This window comes from Geobacillus sp. YHL (assembly GCF_022341265.1).
GTDB classification, from domain to species: Bacteria; Bacillota; Bacilli; order Bacillales; family Anoxybacillaceae; genus Geobacillus; species Geobacillus thermoleovorans.
Window position 1 is genome coordinate 1 of record NZ_JAEIGB010000040.1, and the last position, 5,825, is coordinate 5,825.

Consider the following 5,825-nt stretch of genomic DNA (forward strand, 5'->3'; position numbering starts at 1 on the left):
ATAGTTGGTGGTACATCTATTCTAACCAAGGAATCGGGTTCATGTCTCCTTTTTTGTTTAGTTGTAAATTTATGTCAGTGAATTTGCTCATCTACAGGTGATAATTTACACCAGTTGGTACGAAATCAACTACTACTGCTTTTAAAATGTTTTTTTCGGATATTCCATTTATTCATTTTTCGGTATAATGTGCTTCTAGTTACACCAAGAATTTTAGCTGCTTCTGTAATATTTTTTGTTTCTTGAAGAACTTGCTCGATCATTTGTTTTTCCATATACTTTAGATTACCAGCTAAGTGAGATTGTTTTATTGTACTGGAATTTTGAAAATCTTCAGGTAAGTGTAAAGGAAGGATTTTCGGCTCATTAATGGCTAAAAGAAACGCCCTTTCCATCACGTTTTTCAATTCGCGTATGTTACCTGGCCAATGATAGGACTGAAGCATTTGCAATGCGGAATCACATAAATCTAGAGGTCCTTTTCCATAATACTGATGAAACTGACGCAAGAATTGTATCGATAAATAAGGAATATCTTCTATTCGATGTCGAAGTGGAGGGACATGAATGGTAAACACATTCAACCGATAATATAAGTCGGAACGGAAAGAGCCCTGGTAAGCAATTTCCTCTTTAAGATTGCGGTTTGTTGCAGCGATGACTCTTACATTAACAGGTCGTTCCTTATAATCACCGATACGAACCACTTTTCGCTCCTCTAGCACTCGAAGAAGGCTTACTTGCAATTCTAATGGCATCTCTCCAATTTCATCAAGAAACAATGTGCCCCCATTGGCGGCTTCAAACTTTCCAATGTTTCCGCCTTTTTTTGAACCTGTAAATGCTCCTTCCACATATCCAAATAACTCACTAGCAATCAGTTCTTTTGGAATAGCCCCCGCATTCAAAGCAATAAACGGTCCATTACGACGAGGGCTTTGCTCATGAATAGTCCGTGCCAAAACTTCTTTACCAGTGCCAGTTTCCCCTAATATTAATACATTTGTGTCAAATTGTGAGGCGATTGAAGCAATATGAAGCTCTTTTTGAAAAGCCGGATTGTAAGTTACGATATTTCCAAATTGATACTTATTTTTAGACGGTATTCCACACGAAGGAGATTGTACGGATGTTTTCTTGATAAAAATCAAAAAAACATGATAAGATTTCTTCACTTCTCTTTTCGTTACTTCATAGCCTATATCCGATAAATGTGCATCATCGAGAACGTCCCCTTGTTTGGCTCTAGTTACAGAATAAGCGTAAGGATTCATGTATAAAATCTTATTATTTTGGTCAACGACGATAATCCCATCAGATACCTCTTTACCAATTTCTTCGACTAAAACTTTCCATATCTCTTCTTCATCCATAGAATCTAGAAGCGTATTTGTTAAAAGTGGCCTTGCAGAAATTTGTTGTCCCGAGCTCCAAACAATTTCAAACTGTCCATTTTCCTTTGCTTTTCCAATTCTCACTTCTCTTGACAAATGATGATTAGATTCTATTTTAATTTTTCCACTTGGGGAAGAAAACTCTTTCTCGTATAAATATTTTAAGATTTTCCTTCTTTCTGTGGATTGTAAATGACATATCGCTTCTAATACGATCTGAATCCCAATGTAAGTACTGCACATAACTGCGGAAATAACCGTGTCCAATCCATACTTTTCTTTCATACCTTTTACAAATAAATGGTTTTCAGGAATATCTAATGACTGGAAATAACTAAAACAACTATAATGACCAGCCGCATATTTAGGTCCCATTGCTTGTATTTCCAGCTCTGTCGTAATTGGGCTAATAATAGGTATTTCCTCAGGATTTAATCCTAATTCATAATAAGTTTTATAAAAAGGCAATATACTTTCCCCAACAAGCGTAGACAATATCGCATTAGGAGAAGAATGCTTAATCTCTTCAAAATAAGGCGAAAACTCTTTGTGCCCTAATGGAACATATTTTTCCCCAATCACTTTCCCATCCAACTCATATAGCATCTCTCTAATTTGCTGATTCGTATATCTAGGGTAAACATAATCGTTTCCAATTAAATAAACTTTTTTTCCAAATTGTTCAACCGTAAATTTAAGCAGTGAAGCTATTTGTTGATTGGGAATTTCTCCAACATAGAAAACATTTGGATGAATCTCCTGTCCTTCATAAAGCGCCGGATATATTAAAAAACAATCGTATTGCTCAAGAACAGGTAAAATAGCTTTGCGACATGCGGATGTATAGCATCCTACAAAAACTTTTATCCCTGAACGCGCCATATCCAATGCTTGCCTATAGCTTTCAATTGGATCGGAACGAATGTCTCTTACTTCATATGTAAATGAAATATTTGATTTGCTGTAATCTTTTTGGAATTTCTCGAGGGCATACGCAGCTGCTTGATATTGGCCAATTTCCGTTAAGGAAGTGATGCCTGTTAATGAAAATAAAAGACCTATACAAATATTCATATAATCCCCCCTTTGTATCATTTTGCAACAATGTATAAAAATTGAACATCCTCTATCGTTTCTGATTTTATTATAAAATTACTAATGTTTCAAATATTTAATCAAAAACTACTGTCGCAAAATTGAAAACCTCCCTATCCCACTTATTTAAATATAAGATATGTTAACAACATCTAAACTTGGCACACTTCTTGCAAGAAATATAGGGCAGATGGATGGAAACAAAGCATATGATCTTCGTTTCCATCTATACAATCAAATCAATCAAGGAAAGGAGTAATGAAAAATGAGACATGGGGATATCTCGAGCAGCCATGACACAGTCGGTGTTGCAGTGGTCAACTACAAAATGCCGCGTCTTCACACAAAGGAGGAGGTATTGGACAACTGCCGCAAAATAGCGGACATGATTGTGGGAATCAAAAAGGGACTCCCTGGTATGGACTTAATCGTTTTTCCAGAGTACAGCACTCATGGAATCATGTACGATGAACAAGAAATGTATGATACTGCCTCTTCCATTCCTGGTGAAGAAACTGCTATATTTGCCGAAGCATGTCGTGCTGCCAACACTTGGGGGGTATTTTCTTTAACAGGTGAAAGACATGAAGATCATCCAAATAAAGCTCCTTATAACACCTTGATTTTAATGAATAACAAAGGAGAAATTGTACAGAAATACCGTAAAATTATTCCTTGGTGCCCAATTGAACCGTGGTATCCTGGAGACACTACTTATGTAGTAGAAGGACCAAAAGGAATCAAAATAAGTTTAATTGTCTGTGACGACGGAAACTATCCAGAAATATGGCGTGATTGTGCTATGAAAGGCGCAGAACTTATTGTTAGATGCCAAGGATATATGTATCCGGCAAAAGAACAACAAATTATCATGGCGAAAGCAATGGCCTGGGCGAATAATACGTATGTTGCTGTTGCTAATGCGTCTGGATTCGACGGTGTTTATTCTTATTTTGGTCATTCAGCTATTATTGGTTTTGATGGTCGTACATTAGGGGAATGCGGCACAGAGGAAAACGGAGTTCAATACGCCGAACTCTCTATATCGCAAATCCGCGATTTCCGCAAAAACTCACAATCACAAAACCACTTATTTAAACTACTTCACCGTGGATATACCGGTTTAATTAAATCAGGAGAAGACGGTCGTGGCGTAGCAGAGTGTCCATTTGACTTCTACCGTACATGGGTGCTTGATGCAGAAAAGGCCCGTGAAAACGTAGAAAAGATCACACGTTCCACAGTAGGAACTGCTGAGTGTCCGATAGAAGGAATACCTCACGAAGGAATAGAAAAAGTAGCTGGAAAATGATCTAGGAATAAGAAAGAGAAGGGGGGCAGGTTCTTGGACCTGACCTCCTTTATCGATACAATTAGGGGATGATGCGATGACATTTATAACATCGAAATTAAAGGATTTAAATGAGAATCGCCACCAAAATTCATCATCAGCTAATCTTTCAGAAACTTTCAATTCCTCTTCTCCCTTAGTTACACGATTTCGCTTTGAAGTAAATGAAGTGATTCATCATATACGATCAAAAATTTGGGGACAAGATGAAGTTTTAGATGGTATAGAGGAAATGTTAAATATTGTTTGGACTGATATCACAGAAGAGAACCGCCCTTTGTATGTCGCATTATTTCTAGGGCCAACAGGTGTGGGAAAAACAGAAATAGTTCGAGTGCTTAGTGAAGCTATCTACGGAAATGCGGAAGCTTATTGTCGAATTGACATGAATACACTAACCCAGGAACACTATGCTGCGGCGTTAACAGGTGCTCCTCCAGGGTACGTAGGGAGTAAAGAGGGAAACTCCTTATTCCAAAAGGAAAAAATTGAAGGATCCTACAGTAAACCTGGGATTGTTCTTTTTGACGAACTGGAAAAAGCAGATGATCAAGTTATTTATTCCCTGCTTAATGTAATGGATAACGGTATATTAGTAATGACATCGGGAGAGAAAGTTATTAATTTCCGTAATGCCATGATCTTTATGACAAGCAATATTGGCGCAAAAGAAATCATTAGTTATGCTAGCAAAAGTCTAAAGTATAAATTACGTAAATTTCTTTGGTTCTTACGTCCTTCTAATTGGGGGAAAACAGAACAAGATTTTCTCCGCTCTATTGTTCTTTCTCAGTTAGAAAAACGATTTAGTCCCGAGTTCATCAACAGATTCGATGATATTTTTGTCTTTCATTGGTTAAAACAAGATGCGCTAGAACATATTCTTGATCTCCAAATTCAGGCTATTAACCGAAGAATAAAAAAATATAACTGCACACTTCAGCTCGACGAATCTGCTCGTAAATTCTTGATTAAGAAAGGTTTTGATCAGCGATATGGCGCGAGATTTTTAAAACGCGCTATTCGAAAATATATAGAAGTTCCCTTAGCCGCAAAAATTAGTAAACGATTACATCAAGACCATCCAGTCCAATTTATTGCAAAAATAAAGGACGGCAATCTGATCCTCTTTGAATCAACACAAGAAAGGCCATAATTATTCACTGTTGAGAGGGGAAGGAACATGGATAAAGTCGGCCTAATGTATGTTGGCGCTGTATTATTTATCAATAGCTTAATGTTATTGGGGAAAGTCGATGAAAAAAGCGCTGGAGTGTTCAACTTATTTATTGGAGCGATGCAAGTTATTACACCGTTTTATCTCATATTTACATCTAAAGGGGATCCATGGATGATCTTTAACGCTTCAGGTATATTTCTTTTTGGTTTAACTTATCTATATGTAGGAATTTCTAATCTAAAAAACTTAGACTCTTCAGGTTTGGGATGGTACTCTCTATGGGTAGCAATTCTAGCTTTAGGATATAGTTATATAAACTTTGCTAAACTGCAAGATATAAAATTCGGTATTATTTGGCTTATGTGGTCCTTCCTTTGGACTTTATTTTACTTACTACTTGCACAAAAAAAGAACATCGCTGTCTTTACTGGTTGGGTCGCGTTTATTCAAGCATGGATTACAGCGACTATTCCCGCTTTTCTCCTTCTAATTAATCAATGGGATGTCGTAGGACTAAAAACTACTTTATCAGTAACCATTTTAACGATTCTAGCTTTTATCGTTATATATATATCCACTAAACCTTCTTCTTCCAAAATAAATAGCATTTCAACAAAAGCTTAATATAGAAAACACGGATCACCGTTTAACTCCCACATTCAGCAAGTAACAAGCATCATACCCTAATACCGTTTGCTTTACAGTTCTAGGTGTGAGTAAAATATTTGTGGGTGACATTCCGAAATGATCCCCGACGAGGGTTGCGAACTTTTGTTCGCGACGCTCGTCGGGGCCACCAAGCGAA

4 protein-coding genes are annotated in these 5,825 nt (G+C 37.0%); 3 read left to right on the plus strand and 1 reads right to left on the minus strand.

Translation table 11 applies throughout. From position 1 onward, the window contains the following. Positions 1–125: 125 nt before the first annotated feature. Positions 126–2,468, minus strand: a complete 2,343-nt coding sequence (locus JCR24_RS17275) for a transporter substrate-binding protein (protein WP_238981096.1) — start codon at positions 2,466–2,468, stop codon at positions 126–128. Between the two features lie 286 nt (positions 2,469–2,754). Here JCR24_RS17275 and JCR24_RS17280 point away from each other — a divergent pair, with 286 nt between their 5' ends. From JCR24_RS17280 to JCR24_RS17290, 3 genes are all read left to right on the plus strand, one after another. After that, a complete protein-coding gene (locus JCR24_RS17280) occupies positions 2,755–3,801 on the plus strand; it encodes an aliphatic amidase (protein ID WP_081188968.1) in 1,047 nt (348 codons plus the stop codon). Between the two features lie 76 nt (positions 3,802–3,877). Then, on the plus strand, positions 3,878–4,996 hold the full coding sequence (locus JCR24_RS17285) for an AAA family ATPase (RefSeq protein ID WP_238981097.1): 1,119 nt from the start codon (positions 3,878–3,880) through the stop codon (positions 4,994–4,996). A 27-nt stretch (positions 4,997–5,023) separates the two neighbouring features. Beyond that, on the plus strand, positions 5,024–5,644 hold the full coding sequence (locus JCR24_RS17290; RefSeq protein ID WP_238981098.1) for an AmiS/UreI family transporter: 621 nt from the start codon (positions 5,024–5,026) through the stop codon (positions 5,642–5,644). Positions 5,645–5,825 lie beyond the last annotated feature (181 nt).